The organism is Verrucosispora sp. WMMD573, from assembly GCF_027497175.1.
Classification (GTDB): Bacteria; Actinomycetota; Actinomycetes; order Mycobacteriales; family Micromonosporaceae; genus Micromonospora.
This window is the reverse complement of record NZ_CP114901.1, coordinates 3,219,511-3,237,042: the sequence shown is the minus strand read 5'-3', so window position 1 is coordinate 3,237,042 and position 17,532 is coordinate 3,219,511. Positions and strand designations below refer to the sequence as shown.

Below are 17,532 nucleotides of genomic sequence, written 5' to 3'. Positions count from 1 at the left end.
TAAACGTCGCTGAATGAGCACGATGGGGCGTGCCTTCCGGCTTCGGTGAACTGACTGATCAGGCGCACGACCTGGTCTCCGCCGGCGATCTCGCCGGTGCCCAACGGCTGCTCGCCGACGCGCTGACCGGCGCGGACCCGCGCCCGGCCAACGCCACGTCCGAGTTGGCCGAGGCGGCCAGCCTGCACGCGCGGGTGCTGGTCGCGCTCGGTGAGCCGCACTCGGCACGGGGCTGGGCCGCCTACGCGTACGCCGCCAGCGGCCGGCTCTACGGCCGCTCCGATCCGCGTACGGTGGCCGCCGCAGCCACCCTCGCGGCGGTGCTGCACCGGGTGGGCAGCTGGTCGCGGGCGGCGCGGCTGTACCAGGAAGTGATCATCGAGCTGACCGCGTCGGACGGACCGGAGTCGCTGCGGGTGCTCGCCGCGCACGCCGATCTGGCCACCGTGGAGTATGCCCGGGGTCAGTGCCAGGTCGCCCGTGACCGGCTCCAGGACGCGTGGGAGCTGCACCGGGAGGTCTACGGCGACGGGCACCCGAGCGGCATCAAGATGCTCGCCCGGCTCGGTTCGATGCAGCGCGACTGTGGCCAGTTCGCCGAGGCGCAGGACAATCTGGCCCTGGCCCGGGAACTGGCCCGCCAGCACCTTCCCGCCGACGACCCGCTGGCCGCCCAGGTGGCCACGCTCGCCCGGGCGGCGGCCAACCCGGACCACGTCTGCGCCGAGACTCCACCGGTCAGCGTGGAGGAACCGGTGGTACCGTCCGCCCGTACCCCGCCGGCCGACGACATCCCAGCCGCGCCGACCTGGCCGCACCCGCGCCTGCCCGACGACGACACCGCCTCGGCGTCGTCGCCGCCGACCGGGGCCGAGTCGCCCGGTTCACCGACCGCCTGGCCAGACGACCCCGAGCCGCCGACCGACACCTGGCCCCCGACCTGGGCGGCGACATCGGAGGAACCACCGCCGGAGCAGCCCTCCGGGGCCGCTGCCGCGCCGTCCTGGGCCACGGACGAGGACGACCAGCCGTGGCGGGCGGCTCACCACGCCGCCCGGGAGGAGCACCCGGCGGAGGGCTACCACCCGAGCCACGGGTACCCGTCGGCTGATCCCTCGGCCACCGGTACCGCCTCAGCGGTCCCCACGCCCCGGCAGCCTGTCGACGGTCCGGCCGGGCCGCCCGAGGACTGGTGGGTCGGGCCGACGACCGACCAACCCGGTCCGAACCCGTATCCCGAGCCGCCGCCACCGGCGGGCGGTGCGGTACCGCCGAACGTGGTCGGGCTGACCGGCACGCCGCAGGCGCCCGGGGTCTACCGGCTGCGCCGGGTCGAGCCGGAACGCCCGGGGCCGCCGTCGCGCCTGCTGCCGGTGCCGGTACGCCGCACCGCCGCACCGGCGTCGGAGGCTCGGCCGAACCGACTGGTGCTGATCGTCGCGGCCGGAGTCGTCGTGGTGCTGCTCGGTGCCGCGGCGGTCATCGCCGGGGTGTCCCGGGTCGGCGGCGGCGATCCGGCGCCACCGGTGGCCAGCGGCGATCCGAGCGGCGCGGCACCCCCGGCGGCCACCGCCACGGCCGGCGAGCCTTCCCCCGCCTCCCCCGGCGCACCGCCGACCGGGCTGTCGCTGCGTGACAACCGGGACAGTGTGACGTTGCGGTGGACCTACCCGGCCGGAGCGGAGGGGCCGGTGATCGTCTCGGGTGGCCGGAACGGCCAGCCGCAGAGCCCGTTCGCGGATCTGCCCGCCGGCAGCGACAGCTTCGTTGTCTACGGACTCAACCGCAGTCTCGACTACTGCTTCACGGTCGCGGTCGCGTGGTCCACCGAGACCGTGGCCCGCTCAGACGAGGTCTGCACCGAGCGCCGCTGACCGTCGGAGCGCGCTATCTTTGGCAGTTCAGGCATAAAAAAGAACGGCTCAACAAAGCCGTTCTGAATGCGAATTCTAGCTAATCGGGAGACGGATTGTCAAGGCACTCCGGCGGTTCGCCGTCCGACGACGAGATCGGCCGCGAGCAGGAGTACGTCTCGATGCTCTACCAGCGCCTCGACGACCTACGTGACCAGGCGGCGACGCGGTTGACCGAGCAACTGAGGTCCGGCGGTGGCACGTTGCAGGCCCGCTCACAACGCGACAGCTCGGTACGCATGTACGCCGACCAGGTCGAGCAGTTCTCGGCGGTGGAGAACGGTCTTTGTTTCGGCCGGCTGGACACCGACAGCGACCAGCGCCACTACATCGGCCGGATCGGCATCTTCGACACCGAAGGTGACTACGAGCCGCTGCTGATGGACTGGCGTGCCCCGGCCGCCCGCGCCTTCTACCTCGCCACCGCCGCCAACCCGCAGGGCATCCGGCGGCGTCGGCACCTGCGTACCCGGCAGCGGAAGGTGGTCGGCCTCAACGACGAGGTGCTCGACCTGGCCACCGCCTCCCCCACCGCCCACGAGGAGCTGACCGGTGAGGCGTCGCTGCTGGCCGCGCTGAACGCCGGGCGCACCGGCCGGATGCGGGACATCGTCGAGACCATCCAGGCCGAGCAGGACCGAATCATCCGGGCCGACCTGCCGGGCGTGCTGGTGGTACAGGGCGGCCCCGGCACCGGCAAGACCGCCGTCGCGCTGCACCGGGCCGCGTACCTGCTCTACACCCACCGGCGGGAACTGTCGACCCGGGGTGTGCTGCTGGTCGGCCCGAACGTGACGTTCCTGCGGTACATCTCGCAGGTGCTGCCCGCGCTGGCCGAGACGGGCGTGCTGCTGCGTACCCAGGGCGATCTTTTCCCGGGCGTCAGCGCCCACCGGGCCGAGCCGGCCACCACCGCCGCCCTGAAGGGCCGCCTGACGATGGTCGAGGTGCTGGCCGCCGCCGTACGCGATCGGCAACGGGTGCCCGACGAGCCGGTGGAGATCGAGCTGCCGCAACGGGAGGTCCTCGTCCTCGACCCGGCCACCGTGCGGGCGGCGCGGGACCGGGCTCGGCGAAGCGGCCGGCCGCACAACCTGGCCCGCGCGGTCTTCGACATCGAGGTCATCCACGCGCTCGCCGACCAGGTGGCCGAACGCATCGGTGCCGACCCGCTGGGCGGGGAGAACCTGCTCGAAGAGGCCGACCGCGCCGAGATCCGCCGGGAACTGCGCGAGGAGCCGGAGGTACGGGCGGCCCTGGACGAGCTGTGGCCGGTGCTCACGCCGCAGCGCCTGCTCGCCGACCTGTACGCGGCGCCCGAGCGCATCGACACCGCCGCGCCCATGCTCACCGACGCGGAGCGGGCCGCGTTGCACCGCGAGCCGGGCGGCTGGACACCGGCGGACGTGCCCCTGCTCGACGAGGCGGCGGAGCTGCTCGGCGAGGACGACCGGGCCGCCGCCGCCCGCCGGGACCGGATCCGGGCCCTGCAACGCGAGTACGCCGAGGGTGTGCTGGAGATCGCCCGCGGTTCCCGCTCGATCGACGTGGAGGACGAGGCCGAGGGCGGCGAGATCCTCGGGGTGACCGACCTGCTCGACGCCGACCGGCTGCTGGAGCGGCAGGAGGAGGCGGACCGGCTCACCACCGCCCAGCGCGCGGCGGCCGACCGAGGGTGGGCGTTCGGCCACGTCATCGTCGACGAGGCGCAGGAGTTGTCGCCGATGGCGTGGCGGCTGCTGATGCGCCGCTGCCCGAGCCGTTCGATGACCATAGTGGGTGACGTGGCGCAGACCGGTGCGCTGGCCGGCACACCGTCGTGGGCGGAGGCGCTGGCGCCGTACGTGGCGGACCGGTGGCGGCTGACCGAGCTGACCGTCAGCTACCGCACCCCAGCCGAGATCATGGAGGTGGCCGCGGAGGTGCTGGCCGAGATCGATCCGGCACTACGTCCGCCCCGCGCCGTACGCTCCAGCGGCTTCCCGCCACAGCAGCGGGCGGTGCCGGCGGAGTCGCTCGGCGCGGAGCTGGTGGCGCTCGCCACCGCCGAGGCGGCCGGGCTGACCGACGGGCGGCTCGGGGTGATCGTCCCGGCCGGCCGGCTCGACGACCTCGGTCCCGCGCTGACGACGGCACTGCCCGAGGCGGCCGTCGGTGAGCAACCGGAGCTGGAGAGCCGGGTGGTGGTGCTGACCGTCGCCGAGGCCAAGGGCCTGGAATTCGACTCGGTCGTCGTGGTCGACCCCGACCGCATCATCGCCGAGTCCCCCCGAGGCCCCAGCGACCTCTACGTAGCCCTCACCCGCGCCACCCAACGCCTAACCACCCTCACCCCCACCCGCCCGACCGCTTGACGGCGTTGATCATGAGGTTAGCGGCACGCACAGAGATCAAACTCACCGCTAACCTCATGATCAACAAGGTGGGACGGGGTGAGGCCCGGGGTGGGCGGGTGGTTATTCGAAGTTGCCTTGGTGGGTGGTGGGGGTGGAGTTGTCGCTTGTGGGGCCGGCGGGTGGGGTGGTCAGGCCGCCGGTGGTGGCGTCGCCGGTGGTCGTCGGGGCGACCTTGCCGCGATGGCGGGCCACCCGACGGGCGCTGGCCGGGCCGGCGGTGCCACCGGTCGTGGTGATCGCGCCCTGGCCGCCCGTCGGCCCGCCGTCGCGCAGCACATTCGGGTCGATCGGCACGTCCGCCGGGTCGTCCGGGTCGTCGCGCTGCAACTGGCTCTCCACGTCGGTCGGCGGCACGGTCACCTCGTCCAGGGCACCTTCGCCGTACACGCCGCCGGCGATCCGCTCCTCGGCCCGGCGGGCGGCGTCCTGTCGCATCTCGTCCTCACGCACGATTCATCACCTCGCTGAAGGGTCGGTCTCGGTGCGTGCCCGGTGACCGGCACGGCAAACCCGCACCACCGGTTCACCGGGCCGTCGCACTGCGCTTGCCTGCCCGCCGCGCCGGCTGCCGATGCTGTGCAGCGGATTCGGCGGGAGATCCCCGCAGGAGGGAGAGGACAGCGTGCGCACCGTACGCCGTACCGCCGTCGCGGCCCTGGCCGCGACGATCGTGACGACCATGCTGGCGGCACCCGCCGCGGCACATCCGCGACCAGACCGGGACTTCGACCTACAGGCCCACCGCGGCGGACTCGGGTTGCGGGTGGAGAGCAGCCTGGCGTCGTTCGGCAACGCCCTCCAGCTCGGGGTGAGCACCCTCGAACTGGACGTTCAGATCACCGAGGACCGACGGGCCGTGGTCACCCACGACCGGCGGGTCAGCGCCGCGAAGTGCACCGACACCGCCCCGGTCGTACCCGGTGACCCCGAGTTCCCGTACGTCGGCAAGTACGTCAACACGTTGACCCTGGCGCAGGTGCGCACCCTCGACTGCGGCTCGCGTACGCTGCCGGACCGGCCCGGCCAACTCGCCGTGCCGGGTGCCCGGATGCCGCTGCTGAGTGAGGTCTTCGCCCTGGTCAAGCGGTACCGGGCCAACGACGTGACGCTCAACATCGAGACCAAGGTGGAGGCGGGAGCGCCGAGCGAGACCGCGCCACGGGAGCAGTTCGTCCAGGTCACCGCGAAGGAGATCCGGGCCGCCGGGCTGCTGCGGCAGGTGACCATCCAGAGCTTCGACTGGGGCGCGCTCAAGCGGATGCGTCAGGTCGAGCCGCGGCTGCCGCTGGTGGCGCTCACCAACTACGACTTCCTCCAGGTCGGACAGCCGGGTGCCTCCCCGTGGCTGGGTGGGCTGGACATCGACGACTTCGGCGGCGACCCGATCCGGGCGATCCGCAGCCTGGGCGTCACCGCCTTCTCACCGGTGCACGGCTTCCCGCAGAACGGCACCGTCACCGACCCCGGCTACCGGCCGTACGTGACGCGGGAGGTGGTGACCCACGCGCACCGCAACGGCATCCGGGTGATCCCGTGGACGGTGAACGACGTGCCGACCATGGCCAAGCTGATCGACGACGGGGTGGACGGCATCATCACCGACTACCCGGACCGGCTGCGTACGCTGCTCGCGCAGCGCGGCTACCGGCTCCCACGGGCGTACGCCTCGCCGTTCGACATTCAGGCGCACCGCGGCGGCCGGGCGACTCGACCTGAGAACACCCTGCCCGCCTTCGCCAACGCCCTGGCCAACCCGGCGATCTCCACCCTGGAACTGGACACCGGCGTGACCTCCGACGGCCGGCTGGTCGTGCTGCACGACCGTACCGTCAACGGTTCGCACTGTCTCGACACCGCACCGGTACGGCCGCGCGACCCGCAGTTCCCGTACGTGGGCAAGCTGGTGCACTCGCTCAGTCTCGCGCAGCTCAAGACCCTCGACTGTGGCACGAAGACCGCCGCCGACATGCCCGACCAGGTGCCCGCCCCGGGCGCCCGGATCCCCACCCTGGAGGAGGTCTTCGCGCTGGTGAAGGCCAGCGGCCGGACGGACATCCGGTTCAACATCGAGACGAAGATCAGCCCGTTGGTGGACGACACCGAGCCGTACCGCAGCTTCACCCGTAAGCTGGTCACCGCCGTGCAGCGCGCCGGCCTCACCAGCCGGGTCACCGTCCAGTCGTTCGACTGGCGCACCATCACCTACGCCCGGCACCTGGACCGGCGGATCGAGACGGTCGCCCTGGTCTGGCAGTACGGGCCGGCGGAGTGTGCCGGCCTGGCCGACGAGTGCTCGCTGCGGGCGGCGTACGGCGACCCGTCGGTCAAGAGCCCGTGGACCGCCGGACTGGACTGGTGGAAGTACCGGAACCTGGGCAAGCTCACCCGGGCGGCCGGCGCTGCCACGGTCTCGGCGAACTGGCAGGTGCACGACCCGGCGCAGGGTTCCGTCACCCACCCGGACTGGTACCTGCGGCAGGACCCGACGTACTTCCACGGGCCGGACGTACGCACCCTCCAGGCCCGGTACGGCCTGAAGGTGATCCCCTACACCGTCAACGACGCCGCGGTGATGCAACGGGTGATCGACCTCGGAGTCGACGGCATCATCACCGACGACCCGGATCTGCTGGTCGGCGTGGCCATCCGCAACGGTCTGCGGTGAGTCTCCGCGCGGGCGGCGTACGTTGTGCGCCGCGCGCGCAGGCGGAGCGCCGAGCGGGCGACCTGGGCGGGAATCGCGGACTGGACGGCGTTACTGTCCCCGCCGGCAGGGGTAGACGCGGGGTGTCCCCGCCAAGTGTGCGAACCGCGCCGTGGCCGACACGCGGTAGCGGGGCGAGGGTCGCAGGTTACGACTCATCAATCCTGAGGAGGACAGATGAGCACGCAGGCTGCATCTACCAGGCCGATGAACCGCCCGGCGCAGGACGTACAGAACCGTGCGGCCATGCAGGAGGCACCGACCCGTCAGATGCCGATGATGCAGGACGGGCACCGGGAGCCGATGCCGGCACCGGGTACGGAGACGAAGCAGGCGTTCCTGACCACCGAGTTCTGGATCTACGCCGCTGCCGTCACCACCGTGGTCATCGCCGCCTTCTGGCGTGGCACCAGCTCGTACGGCCTGAACCTGAACAACCCCGGCCAGGCGTGGTTCTTCATCACCCTGCTGACCCTCGGTTACCTGGGCAGCCGTGGTCTGGCCAAGGCCGGCAGCGCCAAGCGTTCCGGTGAGGAGCGCAAGCGGGGGCGGTGACCTCCGCACCGGCGGGGCCGCTACCGGCCCGCGTACGCACGGTGGCCCTTCGGGATCTCTCCCGAAGGGCCACCGTCAGGTCGTGCCTAGAACTCCTCGAAGCCGCCGAAGTCACCGCCACCGAAGTCGCCACCGAAGTCACCGGCGGCCTCGGTCACGTCGTCCTCGGCTCCCTCGAACGCGTTACCGATCATGTGGCCGGCGAGCATGCCACCGGCGGCACCCAGCGCGGCGCCGGCCACCACCCCACCCATGCCGGAGCCCCGGCGCTGATGCGGGTGGCCGAACTTCTGCGCGCCGCCGTAGCCCTGCGGGCCGAACGCCTGGGCGCGCATGGCACCGAAGCGGCCGATCGTCTCCTGCAACCAGCCGTCGACCACCTGCACCCAGTCGGAGCGCTCCGCGTCGGTGTGCGCCACCTGGTAGCGGCCGAAGACATCGTGGCCGGGCGCCAGGAAGCCGCCGCGCTTGTCGCATTCCAGCACCACGTCGACGCCGTGCGGGTTGGTGACGAAGGTCAGTTCGAGTTCGTTGATGGTCTGCGCGTACTGCGGCCCGGCGAAGAACTCGATCTCCTGGTAGAACGGCAGGGTCTGCTGCACCCCGTGGATCACACCCCGCTCCAGGTCGGCCTTCTTGAACTGGAAGCCGAGCTGGAGGAACGCCTCCAGGATGCGCTCCTGCACCGGCAGCGGGTGCACGTTGATCTCGTCCAGGTCGCCCTTGTCGACCGCGCGGGCGATCGCCAGCTCGGTGCGCAGCCCCAGCGACATGCCGGGCAGCCGCTGGCCGTACACGGCGGTGATTGGGGTCTCCCAGGGCAGCGGAAGCTGGAACGGGATGGACAGCGCCTGCTTCGGCGCGAGTTGCAGCGGCCCGCTGACCACCTGGCGGTGGAACTCCATCACACCGGCCTGCTCACCGATCTCCACCCGGGTGACCAGACCGATGGCGATGTGCTCGATGTCCGCCGCGGCGTCCCCACCGAGCAGGTTGACCTGACCGTCGAGGGCCAGGCCAGGCCGGGTGTTCGGGTTGGCCAGGACGGTGTCCACACTGGGACCGCCCACGCCCAACGCGCTCAGCATCTTCTTGAAGACCATCGGTACTCCTGCGGGGTCTGGTGCCCGAACTCCCATGCGGGACCGGACGCGGACCAGCGCACCTTATCGAATGGGCCTGTGAGGTCGCTGAAAACCGGCGATCCCGGTGCCTCCTGGTGCGCCGGACGCCGACTGGCCGGGCGGCCCGAACCCGGGCCGCCCGGCTGCACGCGCTACCGTCAGGGACGCCGAATGCTCTTGGTGTTCGGCGAGGAGTACGGACACTGGCTGGAGTATCCGGTACCGACCACGACGTAGCCCGACGGAACGGGCGAGACCCCGCAGACGACGGTGGTGCCGCTGGCGGACGGGATACGGATGGTCCAGGTGTTCGGCCACGCGTACGGACACTGGGTGGAGTTGCCCTGGGCCAGAATCACGTAGCCGTCCGGCAGCGGCCCGGCCTTGCATACCACGGTGGTGGTGGTCGTGGACGGAATCCGAATGGTCATCGTGTTCGGCCACGCGTACGGGCACTGCGTGGAATTGCCCTCGCTGAGCATGACGTAGCCGGCCGGAATGGTCGACACCTTGCAGACCGTGGTGGTGCCGGTGGTGGACGGAGTGGTGATGGTCCAGGTGTTCGGGTATGCGTACGGGCAGGAGCTCGACGACCCCTCGGCGATGATCACGTAGCCGGCCGGTACCGGGGAACTCTTGCAGATGGTCGTGGTCGCCGCGCTGGCCGGCGACGACGCCGCCAGGTTGACCCCGATTGCCGCGGCGAGTACGACCAGCATGGTCAGTACCGCCCGCAACCTCGCATGACCCGATTGACGCAACAACTGCACTGACGCCTCCACTTGTCAAGGCTTCCATCGCTTTTCCGGGAATCGGCCGCCGCGGCTTGACGCCAATGACAATGATGCAAGTTAATGCTGACATGAAGTCAAGATCTGGTGGGCGATCGATGACTATCGGCGAGTTGGCCGCCCGGTTCGGCCTGGCTACACACGTACTGCGGCACTGGGAGGCGATGGGTCTGCTCGCTCCCGAGCGGCAACCCAACGGGCGACGCCGCTACCAGCGAGAACACGCTGGCCAGGTCGGCCTGATCCTCCTTGGCAAGGATGCCGGGTTCAGCCTCAGCCAGTTGCGGGCACTGCTGACCAATCAGGACGACCCGACGGTATGGCGGCAGCTGCTGACGGAACAGCAGAAACTGCTGCGCCAACGAATAAGCGACTCGCAAGCCTCGCTGGCAATTATTTCTCAGGCTCTGGACTGCGATCATCCGGACCTCACCGAATGTACCGAACTGGTGAATTCGGTGAACAACACTGCCGGCGAGCCGGCCCACTCCCCCACTTTTCGCGGATCCGACGGGTCCAACTGAGCCCATTTCGCCGGGTCGTACGACGCCGGAACCCTGCTGCCCCTGGCACCGGCGCACCGTCGACGGGACGGCCCGACAAGCAGAGATGGCCGGGCCCGCACGGGCCCGGCCATCGACGGTGCGATGTCAGCTTGCGGTGCAGGCCACCGCAGGGGCCGAGTTGGTGCCGTTCCAGCTGCCGAGGAAGCCGAAGGTAGTGCTGGCCCCGGCGCCGAGACGGCCGTTGTAGGAGACGTTGCGGGCGGTCACGGTGGAACCGCTGCTGGACACCGTCGCGTTCCAGGACTGGGTGACCGTCTGGCCGTTGGCGTACGTCCAGCGCACCGTCCAGCCGTTGATGGCGCTGGCGCCCGCGGTCACCCGCACCTCACCCTGGAAGCCGCCCTGCCACTGCCCGGTGATCGAGTAGGTCGCCGTGCAACCGGCGCTCGGCGGCGGGGTCGACGGGGGCGGCGTAGAGGGCGGCGGCGTCGACGGGGGCGGGGTGGACGGTGGCGGGGTCGACGGCGGCGGCGTGGTCGGCGGGGTCGAGTCGTAGACGCTGGCCTGTCGCGCGGTCTGCCGGATGCCGTTGGTGCCGTTGAACAACCGCTCGCCCCAGCTGGTCAGCTGGTTCGGGTTGAAGTTGGTGGCCATGTCGAGGTACTCCACGCCACCGCTGTTGCCGCTCCACGACCAGCCCAACCAACCGATGCCGTTGGCCTGGGTGTAGGAGAGGATGGCGTCCTCGTCGGGGTTGCCGTCGGAGTGGTTGTGCCCGAACTCGCCGACCACGATGGGCAGGCCACGACTGCGGAATCGACCCAGGTAGTCGCTGATCTCCGCGGCGGTGTCGAAGACGCCGTACATGTGGACCGAGAAGACCGTGTTGCCGGCCGGGTCGGCGGCGAACACCGTGGGGGCGCTGTCGCGCATGGTGAACGACCAGTCCTGACCCCAGTTCGGGGCGTCCACCATGATGGTGTGCGTGAGGCCGCCGGTGCGCAGCCGACGGATCGCGTTGGCCGTGTCGGTGGCGTACGACGAGTAGTTCTGGTTGCCGTACGGCTCGTTGCCGATGTTGACGATCACGTACGCTTCCTGGCCGTTCAGCGCGCTGGCGATACTGAGCCAGTAGTCGACCGCGCGGTCCAGGGTGATCGCGCCGCTCTGCTCCCCGTACCCGGTGGTGTCGTGCACCTCCAGCACGCAGATCAGCCGGTTGGCCTTGCAGAGCTGGATCACATTGGACACATCGCTGGCGCTGTTCCGGGTCCACCGGTCGCCGCTGGAGAGCACGACGCGTACCGAGTTGGCGCCAAGTGCTTTGATGTTGGCAAAGGAACTGGTCTGGCTCGTGTACCAGGTGTGCGCGTGGTTGACCCCGCGCATGATGAACTCGTTGCCGTTGGCGTCGTAGAGCCGCCCGTTGCTGACCGTGAAGCCGGCGGCGGCGTGTGCCGAAGGTCCGAAGGCGAAGACTGCGGCGACGGTCGCCAGCAGAACGGCGCCGACGGCCGCGAACAGTTTTCTCATGCGTTCCTCGCAGGAGGTGTCTCCCCCGTGCCCAGGGGGTGCGGTGAGTGACAGGTGAGCGGCTGCAGCCCGACAGCCGCGTTCAGACCCGGCGAGGCATCAGCGTATGCCGATGGGATGGCGAAAGCAACCGGTTCAGTACGCCGGCTACCCGTGACGACCCAGGAGACACCGAGTCGTCACGGGCGCGGACATCCCCACCACAGGATGCACACCACGCCGGCATCTGAACCGGTTCAGACAACGGTAGGCACGGGTCAGGTACACCGTCAAGCATCGGGCAGGGTTGACCGATCCCGGCCGGGGTATCCGGAATGACCCGCACCGGCCCGAAGGAGACGTCAATGGTCAGCATCGGCTACACCCTGATGTGCGAGCAGGCAGGTCCGAAGGAACTCGTCGACCACGCCGTGCGGGCCGAGGCGGCCGGCTTCGACCACCTCGTCATGTCCGACCACTACTACCCCTGGCTGGAGTCGCAGGGGCACTCGCCGTACGCCTGGTCGGTGCTGGGCGCGGTCGCACACGCCACCTCCCGCGCGGCGCTCATGTCGTTCGTCACCTGTCCGATCCGCCGCTACCACCCGGCGATGGTGGCGCAGAAGGCGTCGACGCTGGGGGTGCTCTCCGACGGTCGGTTCACCCTCGGCCTCGGTGCCGGGGAGAACCTCAACGAGCACGTGGTGGGCGGCTGGCCGCACGTGCAGCAGCGGCACGAGATGTTCGAGGAGGCGTTGCAGATCATCCGTCCGCTGCTGAACGGTGAGACGCTCACCTTCTCCGGCAACCACTTCGACGTGCCGGACGCCTACCTCTGGGACCGCCCGGACACGCCGGTGCCGATGGCGGTGGCCGCCTCCGGCCGGCAGTCGGCGACCCTGGCCGCCGAGTACGCCGACGGCATGATCGCCACCGATCCGGAGCCGCACCTGGTCGAGATGTACGAGCAGGCCGGCGGGGCGGGACGCCCGCGCTACGGGCAGGTGGCCGTCTGCTACGGACCGGACGAGGCCGAGTGCCGCAAGATCGCCCACGACCAGTTCCGCTGGTTCGGACTGGGCTGGAAGGTCAACTCCGACCTGCCCGACACCGACTCCTTCGCGGCGGCCACCCGCAGCGTCCGCGAGGAGGACGTGGCGGCCGAGCTCTCCTGCGGCCCGGACGTGGACAAGCACGTGGCGGCGTTCAAGAAGTTCGTCGACGCCGGCTTCACCCACGTGGCACTGGTCCAGGTCGGCGGCGACACCCAACCGATGTTCCTCGACTGGGCGCAGGACGAACTGCTCCCCCGCCTACGCGACCTGTGAACGACGAGGAGTGATCGATGCGCATCGGCAACACGGAGATCCGCCCCGCCGGCGGCGGCATCGGCTGCCTCCTGATGATTCTCTTTTCCCTCATCGCCTCGATCGTCCTGACCGTGCTGCTCAATCTGCTCCTGTGACGGGTGGGGTGAGGGCGAACTCGGCGAGCAGAGGGTAGTGGTCGGAGGCGTGCTCGGTGTCGGGGTCGCGGACGACTCCCACGTGTGCGCAGCGGGTGGCCAGGGTGGGGGTGGCGAGCTGGTAGTCCAGGCGCACGTCGGGGAACTCGGCACCACCGTGGGCGGTGGGCACCGTCGGGCCGGCGTCCGCGCCGAGATCCACCAGCCCGGTGGCGAGCAGCCGGGCCACCGCGCGGGTCTCCACCGTCCGACCGTCCCGACGCAGATGCCGACGCCGGTACGCGGGCGGTAGCCGACCCACCCGGTCGGCGTGCTCGGCGTACGGGTCGAGGGTGTTCAGGTCACCGGCGAGCAGCGCCAGGCCGTCGTGGCTGGGGCGCAGCGCGGCGACCGCCCACCCCGCCTCGACCAGCCGTCGGGTGCCCGAGTACGGGTCGAGGTGGGTGCCGAGCACCGTCAGCGGACCGGCGTCGGTGCCCACCACCACGCGTTGGGCCGCGTGGTGGAACGGCCGACGTACCGGTGCGGCGGCCAGCACCGGCCACCGCGGGGCCACCAGCAGCGCGACCGGTTGCCCCAACCAGGAACGGGCCAGGAACGGGCGGAGCCCGACGCCGCTGGCGAAGCCCGCGATGTCGAAACCACCAAGCTCCTGCAACGCGAGCACGTCCGGCCGCTGCTGGGCGATCACCCGGGCCACCAGCTCGCGCCGGTCCGGACCGCCACGGTCCCGGCCACCGGTGCGGATGTTCCAGGTCATCACCCTCAGCACGGCCGGCTCAGCCTGGCTGGCCGGCCCGAGCCAGCTCGTCGTCGAGCGTGTCCACGTCCTCCGACTCGATGGCCGGTTGGTTGCCCTGCCGGACGTCCTCGTTGGGGCGCAGCACCCAGTACAACAGCCCGATCCAGAGCGAGGTGAGCAGGATCGCGCCCATGAAGTCCGTCGGGTGGTGCATGCCCCGGTACATCCGGGAGATCGCCACCCCGACCGGCATCACCACGGCGAGCACCACGAAGACCCACCGCCACCATCGATCGGTCCGCGGGAAGACGATGACGGCGATCGCCACCCAGATGCAGAGGCTGGCCGCGATGTGCCCGGACGGGAACGACGAGGTCGGCATCGGGCCGTCCAGGTTCTCCACCGGCGGGCGCGGCCGGTCCACCGCCGCCGCGCTGGCCAGGAAGAGGGTCAGCTCGCCGAACATGGTCAACGCCACGAACAGCACCGGCCGCCAACGCCGCCAGATCGCCAGCAACAGCGGGCAGAAGACCAGCGAGATCGCCATGATGGCGTGGGTGTCGCCGACCTTGCTCCACCACCAGCTGAGATCGTCGAGCGAGGCGGTACGCCGCTCGGCGAACCAGTTGGGCACCGTCTCGTCGAGGCTGGCCAGGAAGGTGTTGTCGGCGTGATAGCTGACGAACATGCCGAACCCGTACAGGGCGCCGAACACCAGCACCCAGCCGACGATGATCTCGGCGACGCCGGCCCGGGCGTGCGGCAGCAGCTTCTCCTCGTCCGGCGCGGGCGCGACCTCGTGCCCGGCCTCCGGCTCCAACCCCTCGGTCAGCGGCACCGCGGGCCGGCCCCGCTCCAACCGCCACAACCGGAAGGCGTACGCGGTGACGCCCAGCCAGGCCGCGCCGAGCAGCCAGGCACCGATCACATCGGAGAGGAAGTGCACGCCGAGCGCGACCCGGGTGAACCCGATCAGGAACACGACGGTGGCGACCAGGGCCATCGCCGGCCGACGCCAGCGGGGTGCCATCGCCGGCAGGAACACCAGCAGCAGCGCGCCGTAGGCCACCATCGACCCGAGCGCGTGGCCGCTGGGGAAGCTCTGCCCCGCGTACGCGCCGATCGGCACCTCCACCTCGGGACGCAACCGGTCGACGAGCGTCTTGAGCGACGGGTCGAGGACCAGCGCGCCCACGCCCGTGACGATCAGGAACACCGCGAGTCGACCCTGCCGGCGGATCAGCAGCCCGACCACGGCCACGGTCACCAACCAGATGATCACCGTGCGCCCACCGAGGCCGGTGATGGCGTTGAGTACCGTAACCAGCGGCCCGATCGGCGCGATCTGGTCGTTGAGCCACTCGGCGACACCGTGGTCCACGTCGTACAACGGTGACCACCGCACCCGGACCAGCACCAGCAGCAACCCGAATCCGACCCCGGCACCGAGCACGAGCGCCAGGCCGGCGAGCGTACGTTCGGTGAAGTGTCCGAGGGGTCGTCGCAGTACGTCCCTGACCGCGCCCACGGCAGCCTCCTTCGCTTCTGGCGTGCCGCAGTACCCGGTCCGCCGCCGCGGTACACCCGGCGACACCGTGGGTCAGAGCGCCGTCATCTCACCGGTGTCGTGCACGGGGATCCGCTGCGCGTTCGGTTCCCACAGGTCCGGCTGCGCCGGCTCCTGCACGCCGATGCGTACCGCCTCGAGCTGCGCCGCGAACGAGAGCCCCCCGAACAGCGCTATGCCGGTGAGGTTCGCCCAGAGCAGCAACGCCATGATGCCGGCCAGCGCGCCGTAGGTCTGTCCGAAGTCCTCGCTGAACCGCACGTAGCCGGCCAGCCCCAGGCTGGCCAGCCACCACAGCGCGGTGGCGATGCCGGCGCCGAACAACAACCACGACAGGCCGGGCTGGTGGCGTCGGGGCGCGTGGCGAAACAGCACCGCGACGGCTAGCACCGTCAGGCCGAGGCTGAGCGGCCAACGCACCAGATCCCACACCATGCTGGCGAGATCACCCCAGGCGTAGTGGCGTTCCACCGAGTCGCCCATCGGGCCCCCGCCGACCAGGATGAGGAACCCGGCGAGGGCCGGCAGGCCGGCGCTCACGGCTAGCACGGCCGCCCGCAGGTACTTCCACAGCGCCGGCCGGTCCCGTTCGACGCCGTAGATGCGGTTGGCGCCCCGCTCGATCTGGGCCATGGTGCTGGTCAGCGCGACCAGACCGGTGATCAGACCGAGGACGAGCGCCACCTCGCCGGTCTCCTCGACCTGCTCGGCGCCCGCGTCGTCGCCCCCGCCGAGCAGCTCGGCGACCATCTCGTCACTGGTGCCGGGCGTCAACGCCAGCACCGTGTCGGCGACCACCTCACCCCCCTCGGCCACGCCCAGCTCGGAGATCAGTCCGGTGAGGGCGATCAGGAACGGCACCACCGCGAGACAGAGCTGGAACGCGAAGGCTCGGGAGTGACTGAACCCGTCGCCGTAGCGGAACCGGGTGAAGGCGTCACGCAACAGGTGCCAGCCGCCCTCCCGGCGCAGGGTCTGCCAGGCATGGTCGGCGCAGAGCTGCTCGTCGGACATCAGCCGGGTCTCCGGCACGATCTTGGTGCTGCTCACCGTGCGGCCCCTTCGTTCGCGACTGCGGGGCTCGCAAGCTCACTCCTCGCGCTCACCGAGCCACCCTCCGTTCGCGACTGCGGGGCTCGCAAGCTCACTCCTCGCGCTCACCGAGCCACCCTTCGATCGCGACTGCGGGGCTCGCAAGCTCACTCCTCGCGCTCACCTCGGCCCTCCTCGACGAGGCGTTCGCCCCGCTCGGCGGCGGCCGACGCGTCCTCGGCCAGGTCGGGAGCCTGCTCCGGTCGCGGTACGCACAGCCACAACGCCCGCCGCCGAATCTGCACCCGCAGCTCGCGGCCTGGTTCGATCAGGTCGCCGTCCAGCTCCCGGGGCTGACTCCGGTTGCTGGTTATCTCCACTCGACGGGCGCGGTACACCTCCATCCGAGGCACCCGGTCACGGCGGCGCAGCACCGCCCAGCCGAGGGAGAACCAGTGCCGTAGCGTGCGCGGAGTCAGCACGGCGACATCAAGGTACCCGTCGTCGGGCTCCGCCTCGGTGAGCAAAGTAACCCCGCCCTGGAGCCGGCCGACGTTGGCGACCAGCACCGAACGGGCGCGACGGCGCAGCGGTGCCTGGTCGTCCAACCGGATCCGCACCCGCATCGGCCGGTCCCGCAGATGTCGTGCGGCTCCCACCACGTACGCGGGCCAGCCGATCCGGCGCTTGGTCGTCTCGCTGGTGGCATCGAGCATCTGGGCGTCGAAGCCCATGCCGGCCATCACCGCGAAGTGGTGCCCGTCCACCTCACCGACGTCGAGCAGGCGCCGACCACGCTCGATCGCCACCGCCAGCCCGGCGGGCAGCTCGTCGGAGAGTCCCAGGTTGGCCGCGAGCAGGTTGCCGGTGCCCTGGGGCAGCACGGCGAGCGCCACCTCGCTGCCCACCAGGGCGTCGACGCAGGCCATCACCGTACCGTCGCCGCCGCAGGCGAAGACCACGTCGACCCCGGCGGCGAGGGCCTTCTCGGTCTGGCCTCGACCGGGATCGTCGGGGGTGGTCTCGAACCACAGCGGTTCCGGCCAGCCGGCCGCGTCGAGCGTGTCGCCGACGGTACGGCGTAACGCGTCGAGGTCGGTCACCTTCACCGGATTGACCACCACCGCGCTGCGCAGCGGCCCTTCGTCCCGTCCAGCTTTCACCGCGTCAGTGTGCAGCACCGTGCCGCGTTCAGCGACCCGACACCGTCGCGCCTCGCCCCACC

14 protein-coding genes are annotated in these 17,532 nt (G+C 70.8%); 6 read left to right on the top strand and 8 right to left on the bottom strand.

Annotated features, from left to right (window positions below; all coding sequences use genetic code 11):
* The first annotated feature begins 29 nt into the window (after positions 1–29).
* The gene (locus tag O7601_RS14955; protein ID WP_281566727.1) at positions 30–1,874 is read left to right on the top strand and encodes a tetratricopeptide repeat protein; all 1,845 of its coding nucleotides are present in this window, start codon (positions 30–32) and stop codon (positions 1,872–1,874) included.
* A gap of 161 nt (positions 1,875–2,035) precedes the next feature.
* Complete coding sequence (locus tag O7601_RS14950; protein WP_281566929.1) at positions 2,036–4,267, top strand: AAA family ATPase; 2,232 nt, start codon at positions 2,036–2,038, stop codon at positions 4,265–4,267.
* A gap of 102 nt (positions 4,268–4,369) precedes the next feature.
* Here O7601_RS14950 and O7601_RS14945 read toward each other — a convergent pair whose 3' ends face one another.
* A complete protein-coding gene (locus tag O7601_RS14945) occupies positions 4,370–4,759 on the bottom strand; it encodes a hypothetical protein (protein WP_281566726.1) in 390 nt (129 codons plus the stop codon).
* 172 nt (positions 4,760–4,931) lie between these two features.
* Here O7601_RS14945 and O7601_RS14940 point away from each other — a divergent pair, with 172 nt between their 5' ends.
* Positions 4,932–6,974: a glycerophosphodiester phosphodiesterase family protein gene (locus O7601_RS14940; RefSeq protein WP_281566725.1), complete on the top strand. Its 2,043-nt coding sequence runs from the start codon at positions 4,932–4,934 to the stop codon at positions 6,972–6,974.
* Between the two features lie 216 nt (positions 6,975–7,190).
* Positions 7,191–7,568, top strand: a complete 378-nt coding sequence (locus tag O7601_RS14935; protein WP_210829439.1) for a hypothetical protein — start codon at positions 7,191–7,193, stop codon at positions 7,566–7,568.
* 86 nt (positions 7,569–7,654) lie between these two features.
* Here the strand turns inward: O7601_RS14935 and O7601_RS14930 are convergent, their stop codons facing one another.
* Together O7601_RS14930 and O7601_RS14925 are read right to left on the bottom strand one after the other, a co-directional pair.
* Positions 7,655–8,671, bottom strand: coding sequence for a sporulation protein (locus O7601_RS14930; protein WP_281566724.1), 1,017 nt, complete (start codon positions 8,669–8,671; stop codon positions 7,655–7,657).
* 179 nt (positions 8,672–8,850) lie between these two features.
* A complete protein-coding gene (locus O7601_RS14925) occupies positions 8,851–9,411 on the bottom strand; it encodes a hypothetical protein (RefSeq protein WP_281566723.1) in 561 nt (186 codons plus the stop codon).
* 170 nt (positions 9,412–9,581) lie between these two features.
* On the opposite strand from O7601_RS14925, the gene O7601_RS14920 reads away from it, so the two are divergent.
* Positions 9,582–10,007 carry a MerR family transcriptional regulator gene (locus O7601_RS14920; RefSeq protein ID WP_281566722.1) on the top strand — a complete coding sequence of 142 codons (426 nt, stop codon included), beginning with the start codon at positions 9,582–9,584 and terminating at the stop codon, positions 10,005–10,007.
* Positions 10,008–10,133: 126 nt separating this feature from the next.
* Here O7601_RS14920 and O7601_RS14915 read toward each other — a convergent pair whose 3' ends face one another.
* A complete protein-coding gene (locus O7601_RS14915) occupies positions 10,134–11,522 on the bottom strand; it encodes a cellulase family glycosylhydrolase (RefSeq protein ID WP_281566721.1) in 1,389 nt (462 codons plus the stop codon).
* Positions 11,523–11,866: 344 nt separating this feature from the next.
* Between O7601_RS14915 and O7601_RS14910 the strand changes: the two genes are divergently transcribed.
* Positions 11,867–12,829: a TIGR03557 family F420-dependent LLM class oxidoreductase gene (locus O7601_RS14910; protein ID WP_281566720.1), complete on the top strand. Its 963-nt coding sequence runs from the start codon at positions 11,867–11,869 to the stop codon at positions 12,827–12,829.
* Positions 12,830–12,949: 120 nt separating this feature from the next.
* Here O7601_RS14910 and O7601_RS14905 read toward each other — a convergent pair whose 3' ends face one another.
* The 4 genes from O7601_RS14905 to O7601_RS14890 all read right to left on the bottom strand — a co-directional run bounded on the left by O7601_RS14905 (position 12,950) and on the right by O7601_RS14890 (position 17,470).
* Positions 12,950–13,738 (bottom strand): endonuclease/exonuclease/phosphatase family protein, encoded by a 789-nt coding sequence (locus O7601_RS14905; protein WP_281566719.1) that lies wholly within the window; start codon positions 13,736–13,738, stop codon positions 12,950–12,952.
* A 7-nt stretch (positions 13,739–13,745) separates the two neighbouring features.
* Positions 13,746–15,236, bottom strand: coding sequence for a phosphatase PAP2 family protein (locus O7601_RS14900; RefSeq protein WP_281566718.1), 1,491 nt, complete (start codon positions 15,234–15,236; stop codon positions 13,746–13,748).
* A 72-nt stretch (positions 15,237–15,308) separates the two neighbouring features.
* The gene (locus O7601_RS14895) at positions 15,309–16,325 is read right to left on the bottom strand and encodes a YihY/virulence factor BrkB family protein (protein ID WP_281566717.1); all 1,017 of its coding nucleotides are present in this window, start codon (positions 16,323–16,325) and stop codon (positions 15,309–15,311) included.
* 149 nt (positions 16,326–16,474) lie between these two features.
* Entirely contained in the window at positions 16,475–17,470 is a 996-nt protein-coding gene (locus tag O7601_RS14890; RefSeq protein WP_281566716.1) for a diacylglycerol kinase family protein, read from the bottom strand.
* Positions 17,471–17,532: the final 62 nt, after the last annotated feature.

Coding starts and splice junctions, on each gene's coding strand:
- O7601_RS14935 (WP_210829439.1), top strand. CDS start 7,191: ATGAGCACGCAGGCTGCATCTACCAGGCCGATGAACCGCCCGGCGCAG.
- O7601_RS14930 (WP_281566724.1), bottom strand. CDS start 8,671: ATGGTCTTCAAGAAGATGCTGAGCGCGTTGGGCGTGGGCGGTCCCAGT.
- O7601_RS14910 (WP_281566720.1), top strand. CDS start 11,867: ATGGTCAGCATCGGCTACACCCTGATGTGCGAGCAGGCAGGTCCGAAG.
- O7601_RS14915 (WP_281566721.1), bottom strand. CDS start 11,522: ATGAGAAAACTGTTCGCGGCCGTCGGCGCCGTTCTGCTGGCGACCGTC.
- O7601_RS14920 (WP_281566722.1), top strand. CDS start 9,582: ATGACTATCGGCGAGTTGGCCGCCCGGTTCGGCCTGGCTACACACGTA.
- O7601_RS14950 (WP_281566929.1), top strand. CDS start 2,036: ATGCTCTACCAGCGCCTCGACGACCTACGTGACCAGGCGGCGACGCGG.
- O7601_RS14925 (WP_281566723.1), bottom strand. CDS start 9,411: ATGCTGGTCGTACTCGCCGCGGCAATCGGGGTCAACCTGGCGGCGTCG.